General features: G+C 67.3%; 16 protein-coding genes and 2 tRNA genes. 11 read left to right on the top strand and 7 right to left on the bottom strand.

The annotated features are described in order from the left end of the window. Window positions 1-24: 24 nt before the first annotated feature. Window positions 25-1,215: a M24 family metallopeptidase gene (locus tag ACYX7E_RS13305; RefSeq protein ID WP_462081067.1), complete on the bottom strand. Its 1,191-nt coding sequence runs from the start codon at window positions 1,213-1,215 to the stop codon at window positions 25-27. Between the two features lie 61 nt (window positions 1,216-1,276). Between ACYX7E_RS13305 and ACYX7E_RS13300 the strand changes: the two genes are divergently transcribed. The 5 genes from ACYX7E_RS13300 to ACYX7E_RS13280 all read left to right on the top strand — a co-directional run bounded on the left by ACYX7E_RS13300 (window position 1,277) and on the right by ACYX7E_RS13280 (window position 11,273). Next, window positions 1,277-2,731, top strand: coding sequence for a serine hydrolase (locus ACYX7E_RS13300; RefSeq protein WP_462081066.1), 1,455 nt, complete (start codon window positions 1,277-1,279; stop codon window positions 2,729-2,731). Further along, complete coding sequence (locus tag ACYX7E_RS13295; protein ID WP_462081065.1) at window positions 2,728-4,293, top strand: peptide MFS transporter; 1,566 nt, start codon at window positions 2,728-2,730, stop codon at window positions 4,291-4,293. The genes ACYX7E_RS13300 and ACYX7E_RS13295 overlap by 4 nt, the downstream gene beginning before the upstream one ends. A 219-nt stretch (window positions 4,294-4,512) precedes the next feature. Next, a complete protein-coding gene (locus tag ACYX7E_RS13290; RefSeq protein ID WP_462081064.1) occupies window positions 4,513-5,616 on the top strand; it encodes a helix-turn-helix transcriptional regulator in 1,104 nt (367 codons plus the stop codon). 418 nt (window positions 5,617-6,034) lie between these two features. After that, the gene (locus ACYX7E_RS13285; RefSeq protein ID WP_462081063.1) at window positions 6,035-8,674 is read left to right on the top strand and encodes a TonB-dependent receptor domain-containing protein; all 2,640 of its coding nucleotides are present in this window, start codon (window positions 6,035-6,037) and stop codon (window positions 8,672-8,674) included. Between the two features lie 211 nt (window positions 8,675-8,885). Continuing rightward, a complete protein-coding gene (locus ACYX7E_RS13280) occupies window positions 8,886-11,273 on the top strand; it encodes a S9 family peptidase (RefSeq protein ID WP_462081062.1) in 2,388 nt (795 codons plus the stop codon). A 214-nt stretch (window positions 11,274-11,487) separates the two neighbouring features. Here the strand turns inward: ACYX7E_RS13280 and ACYX7E_RS13275 are convergent, their stop codons facing one another. The 4 genes from ACYX7E_RS13275 to ACYX7E_RS13260 form a co-directional block, all read right to left on the bottom strand. Then, window positions 11,488-12,756: an alpha/beta hydrolase-fold protein gene (locus ACYX7E_RS13275; RefSeq protein ID WP_462081061.1), complete on the bottom strand. Its 1,269-nt coding sequence runs from the start codon at window positions 12,754-12,756 to the stop codon at window positions 11,488-11,490. Between the two features lie 112 nt (window positions 12,757-12,868). Next, complete coding sequence (locus ACYX7E_RS13270) at window positions 12,869-14,329, bottom strand: serine hydrolase domain-containing protein (protein ID WP_462081060.1); 1,461 nt, start codon at window positions 14,327-14,329, stop codon at window positions 12,869-12,871. Next, a complete protein-coding gene (locus ACYX7E_RS13265; protein WP_462081059.1) occupies window positions 14,329-16,470 on the bottom strand; it encodes a S9 family peptidase in 2,142 nt (713 codons plus the stop codon). Before ACYX7E_RS13265 ends, ACYX7E_RS13270 begins: the two co-directional genes overlap by 1 nt. A gap of 334 nt (window positions 16,471-16,804) precedes the next feature. After that, on the bottom strand, window positions 16,805-18,289 hold the full coding sequence (locus ACYX7E_RS13260) for an aminotransferase class III-fold pyridoxal phosphate-dependent enzyme (RefSeq protein WP_462081058.1): 1,485 nt from the start codon (window positions 18,287-18,289) through the stop codon (window positions 16,805-16,807). Between the two features lie 299 nt (window positions 18,290-18,588). On the opposite strand from ACYX7E_RS13260, the gene ACYX7E_RS13255 reads away from it, so the two are divergent. The 3 genes from ACYX7E_RS13255 (at window position 18,589) to ACYX7E_RS13245 (ending at window position 20,174) form a co-directional block, all read left to right on the top strand. Continuing rightward, window positions 18,589-18,664 (top strand) — tRNA-Ala (locus ACYX7E_RS13255). 46 nt (window positions 18,665-18,710) lie between these two features. Beyond that, window positions 18,711-18,786 (top strand) — tRNA-Glu (locus ACYX7E_RS13250). 332 nt (window positions 18,787-19,118) lie between these two features. After that, window positions 19,119-20,174, top strand: a complete 1,056-nt coding sequence (locus ACYX7E_RS13245; RefSeq protein WP_462081057.1) for a diguanylate cyclase — start codon at window positions 19,119-19,121, stop codon at window positions 20,172-20,174. 67 nt (window positions 20,175-20,241) lie between these two features. Here the strand turns inward: ACYX7E_RS13245 and cuyB are convergent, their stop codons facing one another. Both cuyB and ACYX7E_RS13235 read right to left on the bottom strand, forming a co-directional pair. Then, entirely contained in the window at window positions 20,242-21,003 is a 762-nt protein-coding gene (gene cuyB, locus ACYX7E_RS13240) for a cysteate racemase (RefSeq protein WP_462081056.1), read from the bottom strand. A gap of 70 nt (window positions 21,004-21,073) precedes the next feature. Then, window positions 21,074-21,988 carry a LysR family transcriptional regulator gene (locus ACYX7E_RS13235; protein WP_462081055.1) on the bottom strand — a complete coding sequence of 305 codons (915 nt, stop codon included), beginning with the start codon at window positions 21,986-21,988 and terminating at the stop codon, window positions 21,074-21,076. A gap of 122 nt (window positions 21,989-22,110) precedes the next feature. On the opposite strand from ACYX7E_RS13235, the gene ACYX7E_RS13230 reads away from it, so the two are divergent. The 3 genes from ACYX7E_RS13230 (at window position 22,111) to ACYX7E_RS13220 (ending at window position 25,213) form a co-directional block, all read left to right on the top strand. Beyond that, window positions 22,111-23,037, top strand: coding sequence for a dihydrodipicolinate synthase family protein (locus ACYX7E_RS13230; protein WP_462081054.1), 927 nt, complete (start codon window positions 22,111-22,113; stop codon window positions 23,035-23,037). Between the two features lie 7 nt (window positions 23,038-23,044). Beyond that, complete coding sequence (locus tag ACYX7E_RS13225) at window positions 23,045-23,749, top strand: glutamine amidotransferase (protein WP_462081053.1); 705 nt, start codon at window positions 23,045-23,047, stop codon at window positions 23,747-23,749. 351 nt (window positions 23,750-24,100) lie between these two features. Continuing rightward, complete coding sequence (locus tag ACYX7E_RS13220; protein ID WP_462081052.1) at window positions 24,101-25,213, top strand: tyrosine-type recombinase/integrase; 1,113 nt, start codon at window positions 24,101-24,103, stop codon at window positions 25,211-25,213. The last annotated feature ends 3 nt before the right edge of the window (window positions 25,214-25,216 follow it).

Below are 25,216 nucleotides of genomic sequence, written 5' to 3'. Positions count from 1 at the left end.
CCGTCGGCCACGATCCGCGCGTCTTCAGTCGCGGACGAACAACTGCCGAGGCGTGCTGCACAGGCATTCGCAGCCGCTGTCGGTGACCACCAGCGGTTCGCTGATGACCAGGCTGTGCTGGTCCTGCCACAGCGCCGGCAGGAAATGCATCACCGCACCGGCTTGCAGTTCGGTGCGGTCACCCTTGCGGAAGCTCGCGGTGAGTTCGCCACCGGTCGGCGGGTAGGCGATGCCCTGCGAGTAGCCGCAGCGCGATTCCTTGACAATGCCATTGCGGGCGAGCGCTGCCTGCAGGCGGTCGGCAACCTCGCCACAGGTCACGCCCGGACGGATGAAGCCCAGCACGTCGGCGATCGCATCGAGCAGGATGCCCTCCAGGCGACGCAGCGGCTCGGGGGCGGGACCGATGTGGATGGTGCGGCCCTGGGTCACCTGGTAGCGCCGGCGGTTGCCCATCAGCTCGAAATTGACCGCAGTGCCGCGCGTCAACGCACGCTCGGTCCACGGCAGGTGCGGGGTCGCGGTGCGCTCGCCGGACATCACGAACGCCGGGCTGCTGGTGTACGCGCCACCGGGGCCATCGCCATCGGCGATCTGGCTGGCGTAGATGCGCGCGACCGCAGCGTCTTCGCGCACGCCATCGCCCAGCGTCTCGATGCCGGCCAGCATCGACCGGGTCAACAGTTGACCTGCCTGGCGCAGCAGCGCGATCTCGGCCGGCGACTTGATGAAGCGCGCCCAGTTCACCAGCAGGCTGGCATCGCGCCAGCGCGCCTGCGGCAGTTCACGCTGCAGGACCTCGAAGCTGCCGGCACTGAAGTAGTAGCTGTGCATCTCGACGCCGATCGCCATCCGGTCCCAGCCACGTGCGCGCAGGCGTTCGGCCAGGTCGGTGAACGGGTGCGCGGGCGGGTTCTGCACCAGCGCATCCGGGTAGCCCAGGATGCTGTCCGTCTCCAGCCAGGTGGTCATGCTCACGCCGGTGGTATCCATCTGCCTGCCGAACCACAAGGGCTCGCCATCGGGACCGACCAGCAAGGCCTGCGGCGTATAGAACGACCAGGCGTCATAGCCGGTCAGGTAGTAGATGTTGCACGGGTCCGACAACACCAGCAGTTCGATGCCATCGCGGTCCATCGCCGCGCGCACGCGCGCCAGGCGCGCGGCCAGCTCCCCACGGTCGAACACCACGTCACGCGTTTTCACAACACTCATCCGCACGGCCTTCTGCTTACGACGAGCGCCGATGCTATGCCAGACATTGGAGGCTGCCCACGTGGCGAACACTGAAGTATTTCCTTGGTACACGGCCTATGCCGAGCTGGTGGAGCGGCAACGCCTCCTCTGGCGCCAGCCGGGGATCGCCATCGCCGTGGTCGAGGACGACCAGACCCGCCTGCTGCGCGGCTTCGGCCACGTGGCTGCCGACCGGCCCGACGCGGTCGATGCCGACACCGTGTTCGCGCTGGCCTCGTGCAGCAAGCCGTTCGCGGCCGCCACCGTCGCCAGCCTGGTCGAACGCGGCCAGCTCGACTGGGACACCCCGGTCGCCAGTTGCCTGCCGCAACTGCAGTTGCGCGACCGGCAGATGCAGGACGCGCTCAATGTGCGCGACCTGCTGTGCAACCGTGCCGGCCTGCGCAGCAGCGAGGGACGCTTCCGCAGCCTGGCCCGCGACCGCGACGACCTGATCGCGCGCCTGGGCCATCGCGAGTCGCTGCACGGGTTCCGCGAACGCTACGCCTACCAGACCGACATGTTCTCGATCGCCGGCGCCGTGGTATCGCAGGTCGCCGGCTGCAGCTGGGAGCAGTATGCCGAGCGCACCTTTTGGGGTCCGCTGGGCATGCAGCGCAGTAATGCCGACCACCTGGCCAGCCAGCGCAATGGCAACTGGGCGCGGCCGCACCAGCATGTCGATGGCCAGCCGGTGGTCATCGACTGGCATTACGAAGACGGCGTGGCCACACCTGCAGGTGGCGTCAATGCCAGTGCCGCCGACCTGGCGCGCTGGCTGGCATTCTGGAACGCGCGTGGCGGCGACCTGCTGTCGGCCGCCAGCGTGCAGCACCTGGTCACGCCGCAGATGCCGAGCCAGGGCCCGCATGCCGAACGCGAATTCTCCTGCGCGGTCGGCGACGGCGCCGGTGCGATCCGCTTCGAGTCCTATGCCCTGGGCTGGTACGTCCACGACGACGCCGGCGATACCGTGGTCGTGCATACCGGTTCGATCCCCGGCTTCAAGGCGACGACCGGCTTCCTGTGGGACCGCCGGATCGGCATCGGCGTGCTCTGCAATTCGGACGCCGGTTTCCTGGCCCGCGCGTTGTTCCAGGCCGGGATCGACCTCGCGCGGGGGCGCGATCCGGAACCCTCGCTGCAGGCCTTCCAGTGCCTTCAACAGCAGGCCGACCAACAACGTGAGGCCGCGCGTGCCCTGCCACGGTTGCCGCTGGCGACGGGCGCCGCGTACGCTGGCCACTACCGCGATCAAGGCTGCTGGGGCGATCTGGACATTCAACAACATGGCGACGCATTGCGCGCCACCGCCGCCGGAGGCCAGGCCTTCCGCATCGAACGCATCGGCAGCGGGCAGTTCCGCATGGCGGTCGACCTCGGGCGTCCACACCCGGCCTGGTTCGAGGTCGGCTTCGAACTCGACGACAACGGCCATGCCTGCGCATTGCGCATGGACGACGGCGTGGTGATGCAGCGCCAGGTGGCGGCATGAGCGCGCGCTCCGGCGCGAACGCAAGTGCAGGCAACCGCCACCACGCGCAGGCCACCACCCCCGACGCCGGCGGCATGATCGCGCCCGGCGGTACCTGGCTGGGCTACCCCAAGGGCGTGTTCCTGCTGTCGTTCACCGAACTGTGGGAACGCTTCAGCTACTGGGGCATGCTCGCACTGCTGGTGCTGTTCCTGACCGCATCGCTGGACAGCGGCGGCTTCGGCTGGGACCGCGAGACCGCGTTGAAACTCTACGGGTTCTACACCGGCCTGGCCTTCGTCGCGCCGGTACTGGGCGGCTGGATCGCCAATCGCTGGTGGGGCGAACGCCGCTGCATCCTGGTCGGTGGCCTGCTGCTGATTGCCGGCCATGCCTGCCTGTCCGGCCCGGCCGTGCTGCCCTGGCTGATCGCCGGTGGCGGCGCGCATGCGCTGGAACTGAGCCTGCAGGCCTCCGGCATCCCGCTGGGCGCACTGTGGCCGGATGCCGCGCAGCAGCAGGCCCTGTTGGCCGCAGGCGGGACAGAGGTGCTGTGGCTGTATCGCGGCACCACGTTCACCTTCCATGGCGGACTGGCGATGATCATCGCCGGCACCGCCTTGCTGAAGCCGACGGTGTCGTCGATCGTCGCGACCTTCTACCGCCGCGACGACCATCGCCGCGATGGCGCGTTCGCGGTGTTCTTCTTCGGCCTGTACCTGGGCGCGTTCGCGGCCAATATCGTCGTCGGCTTTCTTGGCGAGCGCATCGGTTGGCACTGGGGTTTCGGCGCCGCCGGCGTCGGCATGACCATCGGCATGCTGGCGTATCTGTGGAAGCAGCAGGCCTGGCTTGGCGACCTCGGCCGCGAAGCGCCCGGCCGCAGCCAGGCACAGGATGCGCAGGCGCAGACGCAATGGTCGCGGCTCGATCGCCAGGCGTGGGAACGCATCGGCGTCATCGTGGTGCAGGGCCTGTTTACCATGTGCTACGCCGCCGCGTTCTACCAGAAGGGCGGGGTGCTGACCCTGTTCACCCGCGACAGCCTCGATCGCAGCGTGTCGGGCTGGGAGGTCCCGGTGACCTGGCTGCTGGCGATCAGCACGGTGACCTTCCTGATCACCACGCCCCTTTTCGCGCGCTACTGGCAGTACCGCGCGCGCCTGGGGCGCGATCCCAGCGCGTCGACCAAGCTCGCACTGGGGCTGGCGATGCTCGGCATCGGCTACGCGGCGATCGCCTGGGCCGCAGCGGGCTTGCCCGACCTGCCGGGCGCGCGCGCGTCATGGCTGTGGATCGTGGTCACCTACATCTGTTTCGGCATCGGCGATGCGCTGGTGTGGCCCAACCAGATCTCGCTGACCAGCAAGCTGGCGCCGCCGGGCATGGCGCCGCTGTTCATCGGTGGCTGGTACATCACCATCGGGCTGGGCAGTTGGCTGACCGGCTACATCGGCATGATCGGCTACGACTGGGGCATGGCGCCGCTGTTTGTGATGTTGTCGGTGGGAGGGGTGGGGCTGGGCCTGCTGCTGTACCTGCTGACCCCGGCTCTGCGTCGGCGCATGCACGGCGCCGAGTGACGCCGCAAAAATTGAGGTCGATGGCCGGACAACAGGACAAATTCTGTTGAGGGGCACTTGAGTCCGCGCGGATGTTTACATACCGTTAGGGCGCAATGGAGGGCGAACGCACCGGGACACAGGTTCCGGGGCGACGGCCTGCAAGCCAGCGGAAGGTCCCCCCACCGACGCGGCGCCGTCTCCGGCACCGCGTCCGACCAGCCATCGGAGAGTTTGATGTTGACCGACTACGCATCCTATTCGGTGCGCCGTGATCCCGTGTCCGGCAGCAACGCCCTCGACTGGCAGAGCCCGCTGGACCTCGCGCGCTTCTGGCAGTCCTGCCTCAACAGCTTCAAGCCGTTCCGGCCGTACGCGATCTGCAGCCTGTTCTACGATTTCGATGGCTTCCAGCCGCGCGGCGCCAAGCACCACGTGCTGCGCTCGCGCCGCTCCAGCGCTGAACCGGGTACCGGCCTGGTCGTGGCCGCACCGTTCCTGCGCAGCCATCCGCGCGAGCGCCTGTACACCTATTCGCAGATCGTGCATGCCGATCCCGATGCCAGCCAGCGCCGCCTGCAGCAGGATCCCAATCCCGACTGGGACGAGTTTGTGCAGATGGCGTTCTGGCACGAAGGCGAGCTGGCCGCGGTGCTCGGCCTGAGCTGGCGCTCGGAACACGGCGGGCCCTCGGAGGACGCGCTGAACCTGCTCGAACACCTGTATCCGTTGATCGATGGCGGCATCGCCGCGTTGTACGCGCTGGAAGGCGAGCGCCTGCATGGCGAAGGCCTGCGCGCGGCACTGTCCTCGGACGTGGACGCCGAGCCGGTGATGCTGGTCGGCGCCGATGGCAGCCTGCTGTACTGCAACGAGCAGGCCAAGCGCGCCTGCGACACCTGGAACCAGTCGCTGGTCAAGGATCCCGGCCTCGGCCCGCTGTTGCCCAACGAAATCGGCGCGCTGTTGCGGCATGAAGAAGGCTGCAGCGTGTCGACCGTCCGCCACCCGCTGCGGCCGCACCTGGGCATCCGCATCGAGACCACCGAACACATGCACGCATTGCGCCGCCAGGCCTGTTACCTGCTGCGCTTCATCGATGCCAGCGACAGCACCAGCGCAGGGGCACGCCGCGTCCTGCACGACGCGCTGCCGGCCGATCCGCTGCAAAAGCTCACCCCGCGCGAGCGCATCGTCGCGCGCATGGTCAGCGAAGGCCTGGGCAACGACGACATCGCCAGGCGCCTGAACCGCTCGCGGCGGACGGTGGAATCGCAGTTGGTTTCGGTGTTCCGCAAGCTCGAGGTCCGCAGCCGGTTGCAACTGCTGCGCATCCTGAACTGAAGACCGGCCGCCTGACCTGCCACGCCCGCGTACGGGCGTGCGCGGCGTGCTCGAAATGTCATGTTGGCGCGCGTACACTTCGCGGCGTGCGCGCTGACGTGCGCCCGTGGCTCGCCCTCGCCGGGATCGGTTGCCGGGCCTCCTTGCCGGGGCAGCACGCCTCCAGGCCGTCGGCGCCATCGCCCGACCTGGTCTGCCCGCCGGCCCGAAGCGCCTGCCCGGGCCGCCAGGCCCGTATTTCAGTAGGCTCACGCAAGCCAAGATCCGTGCTCCACGCGATGCGGCTGCGGTGTGGCCCCGCAAGAATCGATGCCGGTTCTTCCACGCAGCGATTTCGAGGGGTTATTCAGTCATGTACCTGATTTCTGGCAACCGTTGTACTGCAACACCCAAGCTGCGGCCCCTGGCCATCGCCGCCATGCTGTTTGCCTGTGCCCCCGCGCTGCACGCGGCAGGGCAGGACGCGACCCAGGCTCCGCCCGCCTCACCGACCAGCGAGGCCCGCAAGTCCGATGCGGTCAATCTCGACACCATCACCGTCGTCGGCAGCTCGATCAAGGTCACCGCGGCATCGGTCGACACGATGTCGCAGCCGATCCAGTTCATCAGCGAAGAGCAGTTCGCGCGCACGCCCGGCGAGTCGGTCGGCGATTTCCTGCGCAAGCTGCCGATCAACACCGGACAGTCGGAATCCCCGCAGACCGACGAGTACGGCGGCGGCAACAGCTCGATCAACCTGCGCGGCGTCGGTTCGTCGTACACGCTGGTCCTGGTCGACGGCCGTCGCTTCGGCGGCGAGGACGTGCCCGACATCGGTGCGATCCCGGCCGAGGCGATCAAGAGCATCGAAATCCTGAAGGGCGGCGCCTCGTCGATCTATGGTTCCGATGCGATCGCCGGCGTGGTCAACATCCGCCTCAAGGACAATTACCAGGGCCTGGAGATCCACAGCTCCTACGGCGATACCACGCGCCAGGACCAGCAGTTCGTGCGCACCGCTGCACTGTTCGGCCTGAAACAGGACAAGTTCAGCCTGACCGGCAGCCTGTCCTACCAGCGCCGCGAGGACATCAACAAGTTCGATCGCGAACTGACCGCCAGCCGCGACTATCGTCGTTTCGGTGGCCTCGATCGCCGCAGCGGCCGCGTCTCCACGCCGCACCAGATCGTGCGCAGTTCCGCGCCCGGCAGCCCGCTGTCGCTGGACATCACCCGCTTCGGGCCCGGCCAGTCGAGCACCAACATCAACGACTTCGTTCCGTTCAACCGTGACGCCCAGGCCTATTCGACCAACGAGTACGGCACGTCGCCGGCCTTCGACCGCCTGTCCGGCCATTGGTCGGCGAGCTACGAGTTCATCGAAGACAAGCTGATCTTCTTCACCCGCGGCTATGTCGACCACCGCAACCAGGAGTTCCTGGCCTCGCAGGCCATGGTCGACGTCAACGTGCCGGCCAACAACCCGTACAACCCGTTCGGTGAAGCCGTGCGCGTGTGGTACCTGTTCGGCATCGACGAGCACGGCCTGATCACCGAAGACTTCAAGACCACCAACCTGCAGGGCACCGCGGGCTTCAAGGGTGCACTCGGTCGCTACAACTACGAGATCGGCGTGTCCGGTTACCAGAAGACCGTGCGCGAGCGTTACCGCAACGACATCGACGTCAACCTGGCCGCCGCAGCCGCCGCGCGTACGGACCTGACCGCCTTCAATCCCTTCAGCTACTGGGGCAACAGCGCCGAACAGCTGGCTGGCATCAGCCCGACCAGCCGCTACACCCGTCGCAACAAGGTCCGCACGCTCGATGCCAAGGTCGACGGCGAACTGTTCGACTGGTCGGCCGGCACTGCGTTCTTCGCGGTCGGCGCCGAGCGCCGTTACGTCGAGACGTCGTACGATCCGGACGCGGCCTGGCAGCAGGCCAACTACTGGTGGCTGGGCAATGGCGGCACGCCGACCTCGCGCAACCGCGACGTCACCGCCTACTTCGGCGAAGTGCGCGTGCCGCTGTATGACGCGGGCATGGAGCCGGCGTTCTTCCAGACCGCCGAAATCACCGGTGCAGTCCGCCGGGAGAAGTACAGCGACTACGGCTCATCCACGGTCGGCCAGTTCTCGGCCCGCGTCGGCCTGCTCGACGAGAAGGTCGTGCTGCGCGCCTCGTACGCCGAATCGTTCAAGGCACCGAGCCTGTCGGACCTCAATGCGCCTGTCACGTACAGCACCGAGCCGGGTGGCTTCTTCTATGACCCGGCACCGCGCGGCCCGAACGGCGAGGGCGGTTTTTTCCCGGTCGACCGCATCACCGGCGGCAGCCTCGACCTGCAGCCGGAGAAGGGCGAGACCGTCAACGTCGGCGTGATCTTCCGTCCCGACGCCTCGCAGCGGCTGGTGTTCACGCTGGACTGGTGGAAGCTCAAGCTGACCGACCTGATCCTGAGCCCCGACGGCCAGGCGCTGCTGTACGGCACCGGCACCGCTGGCTCGATCACCCGCGACCCGGTCACGCTGTATCCCACGCTCGACCTGCGCCTGGACAACGGCGGCACCCGCGAGGTCTCCGGCATCGACGTCGGCGCCAGCTACCAGCTGCCGACCGAGCGCCTGGGCGACTTCACCTTCGACGTCAACGGCACCTACCTGACCAAGTTCGAAGACAGCGCCAACGGCGTCAGCAACGACTATCTGGACCTGTGGAGCGGTGCGGTCGGACCGGTACCGAAGCTGCGCGTGGTCACCGGCGCGCAGTGGACGCGTGGCGCCTGGGACGCATCGACCAGCGTCAACTACAGCGATGGCTATCGCGACATCATCCCCAACGTGCTGTCGCGCCGGGTGTCCTCGTATACCACCGTCGACCTGCAGGCCAGCTACACGTTCGGGCGTGACGAGTCGTCGTCGCAGAGCCTGTTCAAGGGCACCAGCGTCTACGTCGGCATCGAGAACCTGTTCGACGCCGACCTGCCGTTCGTGGCCTCCAGCTCCGATGGCTGGGACCGCTACATCGCCGACTATCGTGGCCGTTATGCCTACGTCGGATTGAAAGTGAAGTTCTGATCGTCGCCCCGATGCCCCGGACCGTTGACGCGGTCCGGGGCATTCTGCATTTTGGAGCCGCGCGTTCGACTGTCTCGCACACCGCGACCGACGCGAGCGACGCAAGCAGTGCGACCCGCGATACCCACACCTCCGCCGCCGCATCCCGCACCCCGGCGCGGTGGTCGACGTCGGCACCATCGAATATCCGCCCCATCGACCGAGTCCCCGCATGAACACTTTGCCCGCGCCCCGCACCCACCATGCGCGCCGTCGTCCGCAGGCCACCCTGCATGCGTTGGTGGCGCGTGGCCTGGTGCTGCTGGCGGCTCTGCTGCCATCTCTGGCGATGGCCGAACGCGCGGACTATGCGGCTGCCGAGGCGTTCACGCCCAAGCAGGTCGCGAAGCGGCTGCATGGCGATGCCGGCATCGACGATCGTCGCGATGACGCGTTCGACCGCCGCTACAGCGTCGCGCTGGCGGCGCCGCGGTGGATCGACGGCAGCCGCTACTGGTTCCAGCAGCGCGACCGCAGCGGACTGCGCGTGGTGATCGGCGACGCCACCACCGGCACCCGCAACGCGTACACCGGCGACCGACTGCTCGCGGTGGCGCGTGCCGGCGCAGGCGAGGGCGGGGGCGCGGGTCGCAACACCGCTACAGCCGGCAACGCGCAAGACCTGAAGATCGACGGCGTCGAGGCCGATGGCCGCCTGCGCTTCAGGATCGGCGACCAGCGTTGGCAATGGCAGCCGGGACAGTCGAAGGCCACCCGGCAGGCAACGGCCGCGCGCCCGCAACTCGACGAGGCAGTCGCGATCGCCGGCGGCGGATGGCTGGGCGTGCGCGACCGCAATCTCTGGCTGCAGCGCGCCGACGGCACGCTGAAGGCCCTGTCCGACGATGCCGCGCCGTGGCGCAGTTTCGGTCGCGAGGGAGGCATCACCGACACGCAGACGCCGCTGGGCTGGCGGCTGGGCTGGTTCGAAGGCGGGCGTCGCTTCTGGGTCGAGCGTGGCGACAACCGCAAGGTCGGCGCCTCCTGGCTGGTCGATACCGGCACCACGCCACGGCCAACGCTGCGCGAGATGCGCTATGCCATGCCCGGCGAAGCGGACCTGCCGGTCACCGAGCTGTGGATCGGCGACCTCGACAGCGAGTCGCTGGTGCGCGTGGACAGCGAACGCTGGCCGGGACAGTTCATCGGTTCGACCGACATCGGCAACGCCGGTGGCGGTATCAGTGCTGGCGGCAGCCGCGACAAGCTCTACTTCGCGAGGATGTCGCGCGGCTACGGCGAGGTCGAACTGGTCGTCGCCGATGCCGCCACCGGCAAGACCAGGGTGCTGCTGCACGAACGCGGTACGCCGTACTTCACGCTGCGTGCGCCGACGTTCCGCGTGCTGTCGGATGGCAGTGTCCTGTGGCTGTCCGATCGCAGCGGCTGGAACCACCTGTACCGCTACGACGCGGACGGCACGCTGGTCGGCGCGGTCACCGAAGGCGCGTTCAACATCGCGCAGATCCTCGGCATCGACGAGGACGGCGGCTGGCTCTACGTCAGCGGCTACGGGCGCGAACCCGGCGTGCATCGCCATTACGCGCAGAGCTACCGCGTCGCGCTGGCCGGCGGTCGCATCGAGCGGCTGACGCCCGAGGATGCCGACCATGCCAGCAGCCTGTCGCCCGATGGACGCTGGCTGATCGATACCCACTCGCGCCCCGACCTGCCGACGACCTCGGTCCTGCGCGACCGCGAAGGCAAGCAGGTCGCCGAACTGCAACGGCTCGACATCGTGCCGTTGCGCGCTGCCGGCTGGCAGCCGCCGGAGAGCGTCGAAACGCTGGCCGCCGACGGCAAGACCGTCCTGCATGGCGGTATCTGGAAGCCCTTCGACTTCGATCCCACGCGCCGCTATCCGGTCATCGCATGGGTCATGCCCAACTCGAGCAGTGCCGGTTCCATCCCGGTCCGCTTCGAGGCCGCGTCGCCGATGCAGGCGCTGGCGCAGTTGGGCTTCATCGTCGTCACCAGCGCGACCCGCGGGCAGGCGCAGGGCGTGCGCGACAAGGCCTACCTCGTGCACGGTCACGGCAACATGCGCGACTACCCACTGGCCGACAGCCGCGCCAGCCTCGAACAGCTCGCCGCAAGCCGGCCCTGGATGGACCTGTCGCGGGTCGGCGTCACCGGTTACTCCGGTGGCGGGCTGATGTCGGTGTCGTTGTTCCTGACCTATCCGGAGCTGTATCGCGTCTGCGTCTCTGGCGCCGGCAACCACGACAACAACCTCTACGAGTGGAGCTCGACCGAGCACTACTACGGGCTCGATGTGCCGATCCCGAGCAATGCCGCACTGGCCGGCAACCTGAAGGGCCGGCTGCTGCTGGTGCACTCCGACCTCGACAAGGACGTGCAGTTCGCGCATTCGGTGCGGTTGGCCGACGCGCTGGTCAATGCCGGCAAGCGCTACGATTTCCTGCTGATTCCCGGCCGCGACCACGACCTGGCCGACCGCCAGGGCTATTTCGAACGCTCGCGCTGGGTCTACTTCGCCCAGCACCTGCTCGGCGACACCCGCGAACGCAACGACCTGCTGACGCTCGACCGGGACTGAGCGGCAGCCGGGTCAAGACCCGGCTCATTGCCCCGTGGGAGCGCCCATGGGCGCGATCAAGCCATGCACGGCGCATTCGCATTTCTTCAGAAGCACGCGATCAGTCGCCCACGAACATCCCGGTCGCGCGATGCGGCGGGTCAAGACCCGCCCTACGGTCGATCATCGGGTAGACCGGGTCTCGACCCGGCGTCCCCGATACCTCGATCCAACCTCAACGCTTCCGCGCCGCCTTCGCGGCCGCTTTCTCCAGCGTCTCCAGGCGATGCTTCACATGCCAGACATCGCCGTACTCGCTGCTCTCCGGCAACGACAGGCGATACGCCGCGAGGGCACCCGCGGCATCGCCCTGCTTTTCGAGGATCTGCGAGATCTGGCCGTTGACGTCGCGCGACTCGGGATGGGCAGCCTGCAAGGCCTTCGCGCGCACCAGGGCTTCGTCGTAGCGCTTGTGTTCGACCAGCCAGTCGACCAGGGCGTACTCGGTATCGGCGCTAGGCGGGATCGGATAGCCGTAGCGTTCGCTGAGCATCGCCGAGTGATTGGCCGCCAGCGCCTCCAGTTCCGCCAGCGGCCGCTTCTCGGGATCGTGCACCTGCAGCTGCCAGGGCGCGTAGAGCTTCTCCAGACCGTCATAGAACGTGCGCAGCGGCGTCGTGCCATGGTCGTCGCCGGGGTAGTAGCGCGACACCCATTCCAGCGACGGCAGCGGCTGCTTGCGCATCCAGTCGACCAGCTCCTGGCTGGAGTCGCGGATCGATTCCTCGTCGTCGCCCCAGGAGAAGTACAGGAAATGCTTGCCGGGCAGGGCGGCCAGGCGCTCCTTGGACTGCTCGACCCAGCGCCGGCCATCCCACCACAGCGACGGGCTGACCGCGATGTAGGCGTTGAAGGCGTCCGGCCGTTCGAGCAGGGCATAGAAGCTGAAAAGTCCGCCCAGCGAGTGGCCGCTGAGGATGCGGTACGGCTGGGTGCGGTACTCGCGGTCGACCCACGGCAGCAACTCGTCGGCGAGGAACGCCAGGAATTCGGCCGAGCCACCCGGCGGGTCGTGCGCGTCGCGCTTGGCGATCTGCTCCTTGTCCTTGACCAGCGGCATCGACAGGTCGCGCGAGCGCTTGTGCATCGTCGGCACCGCGACCAGGATCGCCTCGGGCATGCGGCCGTTGCGTGACAGGAAGTCCACCGTGCCCGATGCGTACAGGAAGTGGTTGTTGCCATCGAGCAGCACGATCACCGGATAGCGCTGCGTGGACTGGGCGTAGTCCTTGGGCAGGTGGATCAGCAGCTCGCGCTCTTCGCCGAGGATGCGCGACGGCAGCACCACGCGTTGGCCGGCGATGATGTCGGTCGCGGTGCCGGATGGCGCGACGGGCGCGGTGGTGGCCTGTGCCGATGCCTGCGGAGTGACCGCGACCAACGCGGCCAGGGTGATGGCGGTCAGCAGTGCCGTACACAGCAGGGACGAACGTTGCAGGATCATCGGTGGATTCCGGAGACGGGGATGGAGACGGCGTCCTCACGGACGCCGCCGCGCTGGGTCTTGCTTGCAGGTGCAGCGTCGGGTGCGGTGTGCGGCTCGCTCGGGCGGTGCTTCAGTCGGGCAATCGTTCGAACGCCAGGCCACGCACGCGTCCGGCGTCGAGCACGAAGCCGGCGACCTGGCCACGCGCATCGCGGGTGACGCGCACGCTGGCGCCATCGACCTGGGCATGGTCGGCGTCCAGCAGGCGCCAGGTCTCGGCGGGCAGGTAACCGGCGCTGGACGTCAGCTGACCGTCCTTGAGCCGCACCTTGTAGACCACATCGAGCTCGCTGCTGCGGTAGTCGCCGACCAGCGCGGCACGCTGGGCGGGCGTCGAGCGCTCGGGCTTGGCCTCGCTGTCGCTGCTGCGACGTGCGGGCGGTGTCGGCACCGGCGCGGTGAACAGCCCGGCCAGGTAAAGATCGGCGATGCGGCGGACATAGCGGTCGGGCGTGGCGCTCTGCGCGTTGCACAGCGCATGCACGGCGAACTGCTGCTGCGGGAAGCGCAGCATGTCGGCCTTGTAGGCCAGGAACGAGCCGCCATGCGACACCGTCGGCAGGCCACGGTAGTTGCCCGCCATCAGGCCGAAGGCATAGTCGATCGGCTTGCCGTCGTCGAGCTTGCCCGGCGTGGTGATCTGTTCGAGCAGGGCAGGGCCGCCCAGGCCGAGGCGGTTGTCGAGGAAGTTGCGCTCCCAGGCCTCCATGTCCTTGACGCTGGTCAACAGCCCGCCGTCGCCGACCAGCGCGTAACTGGTGCGCAGCAGCGACCAGCTGCCATCGTCGTTGCGGGTATGGCCGATGGTGCGTCCTGGCACGATGCGGGTGGCATCGTCGTAGAACTGCGTATGGCGCATGCCCAGCGGCTTGAAAATGTGCTGGTCGGAGAAGGCGCGCAGGCTCATGCCGCTGACGCGCTCGACGATGACCGTCATCAGCAGGTAGTTGGAGTTGCTGTAGAGGTACTCGCTGCCGACCGGATAGTTCAGCGCCTTCTGCGCCGTGATCAGGTCCAGCGCCTGCTGCAGCGGCAGGCTGTCGGCGACATCATGGCCGGCCAGTGCGGCCAGCCCGAGGTAATCGCGCAGGCCGCTGGTGTGGTGGACCAGGTGCGAGACGGTGATCGGCTTGCCGTAGTCGGGCAGCTCGGGCACGTAGCGGCGCACGTCGTCATCCAGCGACAGCTTGCCCTGCTGGGCCAGCAGCGCGATCGACAGCGCGGTGAACTGCTTGGATGTCGATGCGATGTAGAACACCGTGTCGGGACTGATCGGCACGCCCAGTTCGAGGCTGGCCTGGCCATAGCCGCGCTGGTAGACGACCTTGCCGTGGTCCAGCACCGAGACCGCGCAGCCGGGGCTGTCGGGGTGGTTCCAGTCGGCGAACACCGCATCGATGGCCGCCCCCGGGACATCGGCCAGGCCGCCCGGAGATGCCGTGGCGGGCGCAGCCGATGCCGTGGCGGCCAGTCCGCAGGCCAGCGCCAAGGCGCCGGCCTGCACGTTGCGCAGGAGACTGCGCGCAGGCATCAAGGCTGCGCCTTCGGTTCGAGGTAGCGCTGCAGGAACTCCACCACCGCGGCGTTCATGCGGATGACATTGGCGTAGCGCTGGATGCTGTGGGTCTCGTCGACCAGGAGCATGGTCTCCTGGTGCACGCCGGTACCTTCCAGGCGCTGCACCAGGTCGACGGTCTGGCCGACCATGACGTTGCGGTCGTCGTCGCCATGGATGAACAGCACCGGCGAGGTCCAGGTCTTGATCGCCGACACCGGCGACGACTCCCAGCCGACCTGCATCGCGCGCTCGGCATCGGCCGGTACTTCGAAACGATCGCGCTTGAACAGGTTGCCGTACTCGTCCGACACCCAGTCGTGCACGCCGTGCACATCGACGCCGACCTTGAACAGCTTGGAGTCGTGCGCCAGCGCCATCGCGGTCAGGTAGCCGCCATAGGAGCCGCCATAGATGCCGATGCGACCGGCATCGACGCCGGGAAGCGACTGCAGGTACTGGCCGCCAGCCTTGACGTCGCGATACTCGGACGCGCCGCGCACGCCGGCCGCTTCCGGGAAGTGGTAGCCGTGGCCGTAGCCCGGGCCGAGGCGGTAGTTGATCGACAGCACCACGTAGCCGCGGCTGGCCAGGTACTGGTTGACCGCGTAGTCGTTGGAGTAATAGCCCATGTAGTGCCAGCCCAGCAGCATCTGCCGCTGCGGGCCGCCGTGGACGTAGACCACCGCCGGGCGCTTGCCGGTGAAGCTGCCGGCCTTGGGCTCGAACAACTGCCCGTGCACGGTCTGGCCATCGGTCGACTTGAAGGTCACGCGGCGCGGCGTGACCAGCGCGTCGGCCGGATAGCCGGGAGCGGCGGTGCCGGGCAGCAGGCTGATCGCGCCGCTGGCGTCGAGGCGCGAAGGCTGCGGCGGACGCGTGCCGGTCGAGCTGAAGAACAGCAGGTCGCCACGCGGCGTCTGCCTGGCCGACCATTCCAGTCCCTTGCCGGGCGTCAGCGGGCGCGGCTGCGCACGGTCGACGGCGACCTCGAACAGGTGGCGGCGGTCGATATCGTCGACATCGGTGCCGGTGTTGGCGTCGAAGAAGATGCGCTTGCCGTCGGCACTGAGTGCGAAGTTCTCGACCATGTAGTTGCCGGGCGTCAGCAGCAGCGGCGCACCGCCGTCAGCCGGCAGCGAGTACAGGTGCTGCCAGCCGTCGGCATAGGAGCGGAACACGATGCGGCCGTCGGCCGCCCATTCCGGCTGCTCCCAGTAGTACGAATCGCGCAGCGTGCGGCCGCTGGCCCAGCGCTGGCTGGCGACGCCGTTGTCGGCGTTGGCGACCCAGATCGACCACGCGCGCGGATGGAAGCGCAGCATCTCGCGCGGCGGACCGCCGTCGCCGGCACTGCGCACGTACAGCAGCTGGCGGCCATCGGGCGACCACCGCGGCTGGCCGTCGCGGGCGGCGGCTGGGGACACCCACAGCAGCGGGGTCTTGTCGTCGCGATAGATGCCGATCAGCGAATGGCTTTCACGCGAGGTCACGAACGCCAGGCGGCTGCCGTCGGGCGACCACTGCAGGTTGCCGACGCGACCACGGGTCCAGAACAGGCGCTTGCCTTCGCCGCGGCCGCTGGTGTCGACGATCCAGGCCGCGTTGTCCTTGATGTAGGCCACGCGGCGACCATCCGGAGACAGCGCCGGGTCGTCGCCATTGGCAAGCTTGCGCGGGGCGCTGGGCTGGCGGCCATCGATCTCGACGGTCCAGATGTCGACCGTGGTCTCGCCGGGCACCGAGGTCGGGTTGGCGGGGGCGCCACCGTTCCAGTTGCCGCCATGTTCGCCGCCACGCACGTAGACGATGCGCGAGCCGTCGTTGGACAACAGCAGGCTGGTCAGCTCCTGGCCGTCGTCATCGACGTACGGGGTGACCTGGCGCGGCTGGTAGTCGGGCGCGGAAGCAGTCCAGACGTTGCGCTTGCCGGCATCGTTGACCAGCCAGACCACGCGGTCGCTGCCCTTGGCCGCGACCAGCTCTTCCGGGAACGGATAGCTGCGGATCTGCTCCAGGCTCGCCTGCTCCAGACTGGGTGCCGCCATCGCCAGCATCGGCACGCACAGCGCCAGCAGCAGCAACAGGCCTGTGGTCCACTGTCGCAGGTCGCGCATCCGGGCCGCGTGCGGGGCAGGCCCTCGCGGAGCCGGGGAGGGTGCAACGCGGGTATCGGGCATGCCTGCAGATCCTTGGTGGTCAACCCCGGATGCTAGGCAGGGGGCAGGCACGGGAGCAACCGTGTTACTACCTATGCGGGGCGGCGATCGGCCGCCCGCCCCGGTGGATGGCCAGTCGAGCCCCAGCCGGTGCGCGCAGGGGCCAGGCAGGACGTGCCATGGCGCGCCCCGGTGGCGCCTGCCCATGGGGCCAGCCTCAATGACGCCGGCCCCAGTCTCGCCGGCTTCAATCGCGCAGGCTTCAATCGCGCAGGCTTCAGTCTCGCCGGCTTCAATCGCGCCTGGGCCCTTCCAGCACCGCACTGCGCACCGCGTCGACGACCAGGTCGACTTCCTCACTGGTGATCGCGAAGTGCGGCGTGAAGCGCAAAGAATTGGTGCCGCCATGGATCACGCCGATGCCGCGCTCGCGCAGCCACTCTTCGGTGCTGCCTGCGCCGTAGCACAGGAAGGATGGCGCAAGTTCACACGAGAACAGCAGCCCGGTGCCCTGGACGCCGGTGACCAACTCCGGCAGCTCCGCGTGCAGGCGCAGCAGCTTGTCCAGGAACTCCTGGCCGCGATCGCGGATGTTGCCGCGGATCTGCGGCGTCAGCATGTCCAGCACCGCGCAGGCGACGTCGGTCGCACGCGGGTTGCTGGTCATCGTGTTGCCATAGACGCCAGGCTTGTACAGGCTGGACGCGCGATCGCCGGCCGCCAGCACCGACAGCGGGTACTGGCCGGCGTTGAGCGCCTTCGAGAAGGTCTCCATGTCCGGCGGGTCGATACCGGCCATGTCCGGGTAGTCGACGAACGACAGCACGCCGTGGGCGCGCAGGCCGGCCTGGATCGAGTCGACCAGCAGCAGGCCGCCGTGGGCGCGGGTCAGGCGGCGAGCAGCATCGTAGAACGCGCGGGTCAGGGCGCGGCCGGGGTCACCTTCGCCCATGACCGGCTCCAGGAACATCGCCGGGATGCACCAGCCCTCGCGCTCGGCGGTCGCGAACACCGCCTGCAACTGGTCGACATCGTAGGGATCGACGGTGATCAGACTGTCCTCGTCGCGGTAGCTCGCAAGATGGCGCAGGTAACCCGCGCGCGAGGAATCGGAGAAGTAGGCCGGGCCTTCGGTGCGGCCATGGAACGCGCCCTTGACCGCCAGGCGCTTGATCGTGCGACCGGCATGCGGGCCGCCCGGATCGGTCAGCTGGCGCGCCAGCACGTCGGCGATACGGCAGGCGAGAGTGACCGACTCCGACCCCGAATTCAGGCAGAAGAAGTGCCCATAAGGCGACTGGCCATTCCGGTGGCCGATCTCTTCACGCAGCCGCGTCGTCAGCCGTCGCTGGCCGAGGTTGGGCGTCATCACGTTCGCCATCGCCTGCGGTTGCGCCAGCGCCTCGAGCACCGGGCCCGGCGTGTGGCCGAAGCCGAGCATGCCGTAACCGCCGGAGTCGTGGATGACCGCGCCCTTCAGCGTGACGATCCACGGGCCGCGTGCCGCCAGCGCGACATAGGGATTGACCGCATCGCCGGGATAGAAATTGACCAGGCCTTCCTGTGCCGCGGCCACCTGCGCATCTTCATCGAGTGCGAGCAGCGCGGGATCCTGCGTCCGCAGTTGCGCGTGCAGTCGATGGGCGGCGTCGACGGCAGCCACCAGATCCGGATGCGCGGGCGCCAGTCGCAGCAGCGTGGCGTCGTCGAGGCCGGTGGTGCGGATCGCGCCGATGTCGGCGCGCATGCTGTGCAGTTGTTCCAGGAAAGAAGGCACCCGTGATCTCCATTGGCGGGAAGGCGCCATTCTCTGGAAAGCCCGTTGTGCTGGGATCTGTGGAACTACCGGAACTCGGCGCCGTCCGCTGTCGGCATACGCCGTGAGGCGTGCAAGCAAGTCTGTGTCGCGCGTTGCCACGCCACACGTGACGACCGTCGCGGCACGCGGCGGACACCGCAGGAAGACGCCGGTCGTGCCGCCATCGATGAACACGAATCCGGGCGATGTGAAAATAATTGCAGGAAGCTGTTGACGCTTCGCAGGATCGCCCCTAGAATTTCGCGCTCCCAACACGTGGGGCCATAGCTCAGCTGGGAGAGCGCCTGCATGGCATGCAGGAGGTCGGCGGTTCGATCCCGCCTGGCTCCACCACTACCGGCATTAGGCCTGTCGGTAGCGACAATCAGGTTTATCGTGCGTCCCCATCGTCTAGAGGCCTAGGACATCACCCTTTCACGGTGGCGACCGGGGTTCGAATCCCCGTGGGGACGCCAATTTCCAGCAATCCAGGCCCGCGCAAGCGGGCCTGGTTGTTTGTGGGCATCGTGTTTCCCGGGAGCCGTGCGCCGGGGCATCGATGGCCCGGCATCGGTTCGCTGCGGACGTCCGCCTTGCATACTTCTCAGGACAGGCCTGTTACGCCAGGCCTCTTCACGACATGTCGCGTCACGGCAGCCGCACTGTTGCAGCATGCAATGCAGCCGGCGCTGGTTTATGCGTCGTGGTCATCGCCTGGTCCATGACCTGCGTCGCAGAAAACGCTGTACGACTTTGCAGATCCCGGCATACTGGCCGCGGGGCCCAATGAACCGATCAAGACGTCGCCATGTCAATTGACTCCGACATCGTCGAGCAGCCGCATGTCCGTGCCCGACAGTTCGTCCGTCGGATCCACCGCATGCGCGTGCTGGGCATGGCGCTGTGCGCATTGCCGATCGGCTCGGTGCTGTGGGAGCAGAACGCACCCGGCTGGCAGTGGGCCTGCCTGGTCCTCAATGCCTTGCTGTGGCCGCACCTGGCCCGCTGGATCTCGCAGCGCTCGCGCGACCGCGTGCATGCCGAGCACCGCAACCTGGTCATCGACGCTGCCCTCGGTGGCGCCTGGATCGGCGTGATCCAGTTGGCGGTGATCCCGTCGGCCATCCTGATCTCGGTGCTGACCGCCGATCGCCTGGCCGCCGGCGGCTGGCCGCTGCTGCGTCGTTCCAGCATCGTCCTGCTCGGAAGCATCGTCGCAGTGCTGGCCGTGCAGGGCTTCGCGCTGCATCCGGCCTTCTCGTATCGCACGCTGTTGCTGAGCCTGCCGTTCCTGTTCGCCTACAACGTCGCGCTGAGCCACGCGATGTATCGCCTGACCAGCAAGATGGCCGCGCAGAACCGCGAGCTGGAACGGTTGACGCGGATCGATCCCGGCATCGAACTGCCCAACCGCCGCCACTTCGATTCGCGCGCGCGCCGGGCACTGCTGCATTTCCAGCGCGACGGCAGCGCGGCGTCGCTGTTGCTGATCGACATCGACCATTTCAAGAGCATCAACGACCGCTACGGCCACGGCATGGGCGACCTCGTGCTGAAGCAGGTCGCTGATGCCCTGCGCGCGATCGTCCGCGACGACGACGTGCCTGCGCGTTACGGTGGCGACGAGTTCGCGGTGTTACTCATGAACACCCGGATCGAAGGCGCTCTGCTGATCGCCAGCCGCATCCACTTCGCGATCCGCGAGATGACCTTCGATGCCGAGCCCGGCCTGGTCTGCACCGCCAGCATCGGCGTGACCCAGCTTGCGGCCCATCATCCGGGTCTGCGCGAATGGATCAGCGATACCGATGCCGCGCTGTACCGCGCCAAGGCCGGTGGCCGCGATCGCGTGGAAGCCAGCTGAGGGGAGGGCGGGGGCGCTGGCGATGACGCCAGACAGCGGTGGTTGCCGGATGCCCTGAACCTGGTGCTCAGGCCGCCAGCGTCGGCCTGCGCAGCGACCTGCGTCGCTGCACTTCATGCGCATGCTGGCGGATGCAGGCCTGCACCAGCGCCTGGGTGGCATCGATCAGCGCCGGCCGCCAGGCATCGACGATGGCATCGAGCGCCAACGGGATTTCGGTGCAGCCCATGACCACATGCGTGCAGCCGCGATCGAGCAGGGCCATCGCCTGCGCGCGCAGCATCGTGCGTGCCTGCGTCAGTTCGCCGGCCTTGATGTTGCGGATCGCCGTCATGACCTCGGCCTGGCCATCGGGGCAGGGCACCAGGCAGGGGATGCCATGCAGCGACAGGCGTCGTGGATAGATCTCGGCCGCGACCGCGCCGGTGGTCGCCAGCAGGCCGAACACCAGCGGCGCATCGCGCGATCCCGCCGCACGGTCGAGCAGGGCGGCTTGCAGGTCCGGGCTTTCCAGCACCGCATCGACAATATGCAGGATCGGCAGGCGTGTCGTCGCCTGCAGGCGTTCATGCCAGTGGTGCGCGGTGTTGCAGGGAATCGCGACATGGCGCGCGCCGGCGCGTTCCAGTCGCCGCAAGGCGGTACGCATCGCAGGAAACGGATCGGCACCGTGGCCCAGGATCGCATCGCTGCGATCGGGGATGTCGGGCGTCGAGCAGACGATCATCGGCAGGTGCTGCTGATCGCGTTCGGCCGGCGTCGCCGCCGTCAGCTTCGCAAGAAAATCCAGGGTGGCCTGCGGCCCCATGCCGCCCAGTACGCCGAGCATCGTCGTCTCCGTGATGGGAGACCAGCTTCGGCACGATGCGGCGATGCGTCCAATGCCTTATCCGAATGCGTCATTCGCGACCGGCATGGGCGCCGGCCTGCCCCCCGGCATCGGCCAGCTCGTCCTGCGCCGCCTGCCAGACCTGGTCGAGCACCGGACGACGCCGTTCGCCATTGCGATAGAGCCGGATCTCCAGCGCGATCGACGCGTCCTCGGCGACCAGCGCACCATTGTCGAGCTCGCGTTCGATCAGGCTACGCGGCAACCAGGCTTGGCCATGTCCTGCGAGCACCATGTACTTCAGCGCCTCGGCCATCGCGTTCTCGTTGACATGCACCGGACCATCGCAGGCCGGTTCCGGCGGCGTGCGTACGGAGGCCGTCAGCTGCCCCAGGTAGGAGTCGGGCGCGTAGCGCAGCATCGGCGCCGCCGCACCGCCCGCGTCGGCGCGCCGCACCGCGACCAGCGCATCGGTGCCGACGACCAGGGCCGGATACAGCGCCGGGTCCAACGCGATCGGCACGCGCGGATGATGGAAGGTCAACAGGAAGTCGTGGCCGCCTTCGACGAAGGCCTGCATGCAGTTGTGGAAGTTGTCCGGCAACAGGTGGCTACCCAGCGAACCCAGTGCCGCGGTCCGCGCCTGGATGGCCGCGAACCAGCGCGGAAAGAACGTCAAGGCCGGGCTGTGCAGCGCCGCGACCGAGATCGTGCCGGCGCCGGACCCGGTGCCGTCCTGCAGGCCCTGTCGTACCGCATGCAACTGGCGCACGGTTTCCTCGGCGACCTCGCGGAACTGGCGGCCGGCCGGCGTCAGCCGGGTCGGGTAGGCGCTGCGGTCGATCAGCGCCACGCCCAGCCAGAGTTCGAGCGCCTGGATCCGGCGGCTGAAAGCGGGCTGGGTGACATGGCGCTCGGTGGCCGAACGCGAAAAACTGCCGCTGCGCGCAAGGCTGATGAAGTCTTCGAGCCATTTGAGTTCCATGCGCCAAGCGTAAACGACTCCAGCGCCCGCACGCAGCGCCGGCCAGCAACTGGAGACTGTCGATGGCCGTCGCCCCGTGTCACCATCCGGGCGATCAAGCGATCCACAAGGAGCCTCCCGCCATGTTCTCCGGCCTCAGCGCCTTTCCCCTGACCCCGATGAACGAAGACGGCATCGACGAGGCCGCATTCGCAGGCCTGGTCCAGCGGCTCGCCGCGGCTGGCGTCGACTCCATCGGCGCCCTGGGCTCGACCGGCAGTTACGCCTATCTCGATCATGCCGAGCGGGCGAGGGTGGCGCGGCTTGCGGTCATGCACGCCGGCGATGTCCCAGTGATCGTCGGTATCGGCGCATTGCGCACGCGCGACGTCCTGGCCCTGGCCGAAGACGCGCAGCGGGCAGGGGCCAGCGGCGTCCTGCTGGCGCCGGTGTCGTACCAGACACTCACGCCAGACGAGGTCTTCGGCCTGTACGAACAGGTGACCCGGCACCTGTCGATCCCGTTGTGCGTCTACGACAACCCCGGCACCACGCGCTTCGAGTTCAGCGACGAACTGCATGGACGCATCGCCCAACTGCCGAACGTCGCCTCGATCAAGATCCCCGGCGTCCCCGCAGACCCGGACGCGGCGAGGGCACGCGTCCAGCGCCTGCGTGCACAGGTGCCGGCCAAGGTCACGATCGGCGTCAGCGGCGATGCCTCTGCCGCCCGTGGACTCAACGCCGGATGCGAGGCCTGGTACTCGGTCATCGGCGGCTTGTTCCCGAACACCGCACTGGCCATCACGCGGGCCGCGCAAACGGGCCACGCGGCCGAAGCCACGCGACTGTCGCAGCGCCTGCAACCGCTCTGGGCCTTGTTCGACCAGCATGGCGGCAGCCTGCGCGTCGTTGCCGCCGCCGCTGAACTGCTGGGACGCGTCGAGCGCCCGTGCCTGCCATTGCCGCTGAAAGCCCTCGATGACACGGCACGCGTGGCGCTGGTCGCCGTGCTGGAAGCACTCGCACGCGACGCCCGCGGGCTCGACGCAGCGGAACTGCAGGCATGACGCACGCATGACCCTCCGCAACGTCCTGGCCATCCGCCACGTCGCCCTCGACGACCTCGGCCTCCTAGCCCCCGTGCTGGACCAGCGCGGCTGTCGCGTCGATTACGTCACTGCCGGCGTCGAACACCTCGACACCGAGGCCGTGATCGCCGCCGACCTGCTGGTGACCCTCGGGGGGCCGCTCGGCATCCGGGAGACCACAAGGACCGTCTTCCTGACCGAAGAACGCGCCGCCATCGCGGAACGCCTTGCGCTTGGCAAGCCGACCCTCGGCATCTGCCTGGGCGCGCAACTGATGGCACAAGCGTTGGGCGCCGACGTCACCAGCAACGGAACGCGCGAGATCGGCTACCGTCCGCTGACCCTAACCGATGCCGGACACGCCTCCAGCCTGCGGCACCTGGGACCGGTGCCGGTGCTGCACTGGCACGGCTACCAGTTCGAGATTCCCGCAGGCGCAAAACGACTGGCCGAAACGCCGGGATTCCCGAACCAGGTATTTTCCGTCGGCCCCGGCATCCTTGGCTTGCAGTGCCATTTGGAAGCCGATTACACCCGGATCGAGCGCTGGCTGACCGCACACACGCAAACCTTGATCGAACACCGGATCGATCCCGAACAGATCCGCCGCGACGCCGCCGAACATGGGCCGGCATTGTCGATGGCAGCCAACCGTGTGTTCGCGGACTGGGTGGATGGGTTGCGGGGGTAGATGGGATGGGTCTGGAGACCGACGTTGGCTTGGGATGGGCAAACAAAGTGGGCTTGAAGGACACCGAGTGATGGACTGGGCTGGCGCCGCCTGCCCATGCCTTTCTTTACATAATAGACATTATGCGAAAATCTAGTACTTTTCGTTGTGTTGCGTCTAAGCGCCGGATTGGAGCCTTCTGTCTGCAACAGAGTCTGTGTTAAATGGTACATATGGCGTTGCTTCCTCAACAGGAACCAGCCTTTGCTCAATGTGCTCACGGACCCCCAAGTTCCAGCTTCTTTACGTGGCGCCTTACTTGTTGACGATGTCCACAGGCTGCCTCGTTACTGGGCTAGCGTCTGGGCGTTGATGTCCAACCATGACCTCGCAGCATCTAGCCAGGTAAAGAAGCTTCGGTACATCGAGAGTTTGTACGTCCATGCGGACCATCAGTTTGGCGCCCACGCGCTGGATGACGCCTTGGGCCACTTGAACGACGCCGTGCTCGCCGAGATCTTAGAGTCTTGGTTCATAGCCATCCGCAATCAACCTTCTGTTGGTCCGGCCGACGAATCACGCTGGAGAGCTGGCTTAGCATTTGTCACGTCGGTGGTGACCTGGTTGTCTAAGTCAACGTTGCCGACGGACCGTCTCCGACAGATTGAAGCTCGCTTGCATCGGCTATCCCACCTGTATAGCCAGCTCCACGTCCGCAGGAGCCGCCACCCGAGCCAGGTTCGTTCATTGCCGGCGAGCGTGATTAAGGCGCTCTACGAAATGCTAGACCCGGCATCTGCTACCAATCCCTTTGCACGCCAGCACACGCGATGGCTTGCTTATATTTCCTTCGTGTTGATGCTCCATCAAGGAGTTCGACGCGGCGAGCTTCTGCTGCTAACTGCAGACGTGATCAAGGACGGCTTTGATGAAAGGCGGCAGAGGTTTCGATGCTGGATGAACGTGCAAGCGAGCCCGTACTCCGATAACGACGATGACCCGCGGTATTCCAGGCCCAGCATCAAGTCTGCCAACTCTGTCCGACAAGTGCCGGTGAGCGAAGCGATCGCGCGGCTAGTGCAAAGCTATGTTGAAAACTATCGAGGCAGGCCGGGGCACGCTTTCCTGCTGAATACACAGCAGGATAGTCCACTTTCCACTGAATCCTTGACCAAGATGTTCCTGAAAATATCCGCCGGCCTGCCACCATCCAGTCTCCGAGAGCTGAAGGAACAAAGTGGGAAACAATCGGTCACACCCCATGATCTTCGTCATACGTGCGCGGTAGTACGATTGAATCAGCTGCTTCACCATGGGGATTCAATGGATGAAGCACTACAGAAGCTCAGGGCCTTTTTCGGCTGGTCGAGAGAATCACAAATGCCCATTCGCTATGCGAAAGCGGTGTTCGAAGATCGTCTATCCTCCGTGTGGAACAACGCATTCGATGATCGAAGTGAAGTTCTGAGAGCAATTCCTTTCTGAATT

This window comes from Luteimonas sp. RIT-PG2_3, from assembly GCF_054902115.1.
Note: the sequence above shows the minus strand (reverse complement) of the source record. Positions and strands in the feature narration are given on the sequence as shown.

Excerpts from the sequence above, each read along its gene's own strand:
- ACYX7E_RS13265 (WP_462081059.1), bottom strand. The coding sequence starts at position 16,470 with ATGCGCGACCTGCGACAGTGGACCACAGGCCTGTTGCTGCTGCTGGCG.
- ACYX7E_RS13220 (WP_462081052.1), top strand. The coding sequence starts at position 24,101 with ATGTCCAACCATGACCTCGCAGCATCTAGCCAGGTAAAGAAGCTTCGG.
- ACYX7E_RS13285 (WP_462081063.1), top strand. The coding sequence starts at position 6,035 with ATGCTGTTTGCCTGTGCCCCCGCGCTGCACGCGGCAGGGCAGGACGCG.
- ACYX7E_RS13245 (WP_462081057.1), top strand. The coding sequence starts at position 19,119 with ATGTCAATTGACTCCGACATCGTCGAGCAGCCGCATGTCCGTGCCCGA.
- ACYX7E_RS13230 (WP_462081054.1), top strand. The coding sequence starts at position 22,111 with ATGTTCTCCGGCCTCAGCGCCTTTCCCCTGACCCCGATGAACGAAGAC.
- ACYX7E_RS13295 (WP_462081065.1), top strand. The coding sequence starts at position 2,728 with ATGAGCGCGCGCTCCGGCGCGAACGCAAGTGCAGGCAACCGCCACCAC.
- ACYX7E_RS13235 (WP_462081055.1), bottom strand. The coding sequence starts at position 21,988 with ATGGAACTCAAATGGCTCGAAGACTTCATCAGCCTTGCGCGCAGCGGC.
- ACYX7E_RS13270 (WP_462081060.1), bottom strand. The coding sequence starts at position 14,329 with ATGCCTGCGCGCAGTCTCCTGCGCAACGTGCAGGCCGGCGCCTTGGCG.
- ACYX7E_RS13225 (WP_462081053.1), top strand. The coding sequence starts at position 23,045 with ATGACCCTCCGCAACGTCCTGGCCATCCGCCACGTCGCCCTCGACGAC.
- cuyB (WP_462081056.1), bottom strand. The coding sequence starts at position 21,003 with ATGCTCGGCGTACTGGGCGGCATGGGGCCGCAGGCCACCCTGGATTTT.
- ACYX7E_RS13280 (WP_462081062.1), top strand. The coding sequence starts at position 8,886 with ATGAACACTTTGCCCGCGCCCCGCACCCACCATGCGCGCCGTCGTCCG.
- ACYX7E_RS13305 (WP_462081067.1), bottom strand. The coding sequence starts at position 1,215 with ATGAGTGTTGTGAAAACGCGTGACGTGGTGTTCGACCGTGGGGAGCTG.
- ACYX7E_RS13275 (WP_462081061.1), bottom strand. The coding sequence starts at position 12,756 with ATGATCCTGCAACGTTCGTCCCTGCTGTGTACGGCACTGCTGACCGCC.